This window comes from Bacillota bacterium (assembly GCA_040754675.1).
Classification (GTDB): Bacteria; Bacillota; Limnochordia; order Limnochordales; family Geochordaceae; genus Geochorda.
This window is the reverse complement of record JBFMCJ010000735.1, coordinates 1-1,728: the sequence shown is the minus strand read 5'-3', so window position 1 is coordinate 1,728 and position 1,728 is coordinate 1. Positions and strand designations below refer to the sequence as shown.

General features: G+C 57.6%; 2 protein-coding genes. Both read right to left on the bottom strand.

All coding sequences use genetic code 11. From position 1 onward, the window contains the following. Positions 1 to 161, bottom strand: a 161-nt coding sequence (locus AB1609_23075; protein MEW6049318.1) for a helix-turn-helix domain-containing protein, incomplete at its 3' end; no start/stop codon positions are given. Positions 162 to 308: 147 nt separating this feature from the next. Beyond that, entirely contained in the window at positions 309 to 1,601 is a 1,293-nt protein-coding gene (locus AB1609_23070; protein MEW6049317.1) for an IS256 family transposase, read from the bottom strand. Between the last annotated feature and the right edge of the window lie 127 nt (positions 1,602 to 1,728).

The window sequence follows — 1,728 nt, the reverse complement described above, 5'->3', positions numbered from 1 at the left end:
ACTGGCTTCGGCCTCGGTGCCGTCAAGTGGTAGGTCGGCACCTCCGCGCTCCGAATCGCCTTGCGCACCGTCTGCCGGCTCACGTGAAGCTCCCGCGCGATCCGCCTCACCTTCCAGCCTTGCCGAAAGTACAGATGTCTGATAACCTCAATGTCGGCCATCTCAATCAACCTTTCATTCCCCCTGTAGGCAATTACTGGCTCGTACTAGCCTACAGGAGTTGATTGGGATGGTCAACTTTTCGTTCGGCGAACCGAGGTTGTCCCGATCATCGTGGAATTTCACGTAGCGCACCCCCGCTTGATTTTTCATGCGTTTGCTGCCTCGCTCGTGGTGGTGTGGAGAACCTCGGCCTTAAGACGCATCCGCAGGAGCGGTAGTTCTCGGTAGCCTGCCACGCGTCGGAACCTGCGCTCTGCTTCCTTGAGCCCCGCCAGTGTCCACCTTAACACCTGGTTTCCGTTACGCCACCTCTTGACCCTGCGAGCGGTGGTCCTTGCCATTTCTATGGCGGACTCGATGGGGTTCGTCGAACGTATGGTGCGCCGGAGAGCGCCTGTCAGCATGAGCCGGTTAATAGTGATCGTCTCCTCTAGACCCTCGCGCAGGCTTGCGGCGGCTCCAGGGTAGTTCTTCTCCAAGGAGTCTGCCAGTGCCTCAAGTGCTTTCCTAGCCATGTTGGCATCAGGCTCTGCCCAGGCGGCTGCGAGTTTGCGCTTCACCCAGGGGCGCTGTTCCTCAGGGAGATGGTCAAGAACGTTCCTCATCTTGTGCACCTGGCACCTCTGGACGGGTACGTCATTCCCGAGCACATCAGCCACTGCCCTGCGTAACGCCTTGGAACCATCTATGACAACGAGCAGCCCATCCGTCTTAAGACCCCGCTCCGCCAGGTTGGTGACCAGCCCTTTGCATACTGAAGCATTCTCGGTGGCGCCCTCCCACACACCGAGTATGTGTTTCTTACCGTCAATGTCGATGCCAAGAGCGCAGACCGCCGTATGCTCCGCTACCTCGATCCCGTCGATGTATAGGACCACCAGATCAATCCCATCCAGCCTCTTAGCGAGAAGTTCGGCCAGCGCCTCCTGCGTCACTCGGGCAAACCTGCGGCTTATCGAACTCTTAGAGATGCCGGATGCCTCCACATCACCCACATCCTCAAGCCCGAAAGCATAGTTGCGCGTGGATAGACCGTGCAGCATCGTCTCGAAGGCGTGGCGCGTCAGGATCTCGTCATTCTTGATTGCCTCGTATGACTCAAGCACAACTTCTTTGCCGTCGACTGTTCGGGCCCGCGGCTTTGACACCTCGACCTTACGCCCTCCCAGCACTACCTTTCTTGGCTCGTAACTGTGCCTGTAGCTAGACCGATCGGCGTTGTGCTTGCCCTTCTTGCCAATCTTCTCCTCCAGCTCCTGCTCGAACATCATCTCGAGCGTGTTGAGCCCCACCTCTACGCATAGTGCAAGTAGGCCATCTTTGGCCCTCTGGCGTATCGCCTCCAAACTCAGTGCTACCTCGCGGGAGATTAGTGTTTTCGTCGCGTCTGCTTTCCCGTTGCCTCTTCCAGAACTGCCCTTGCTGTGATATGCTGACATTGGCGGCTCCCTCCATTTTCTCACAGCTCCGTTTTACCACAACGGAGCCGGGAGCCGCTACCTCAAATTCCACGAACTTTGGGACATCCTCCATATCCCAGGAGTGGGGCGAAGAGTTCTAATCGTC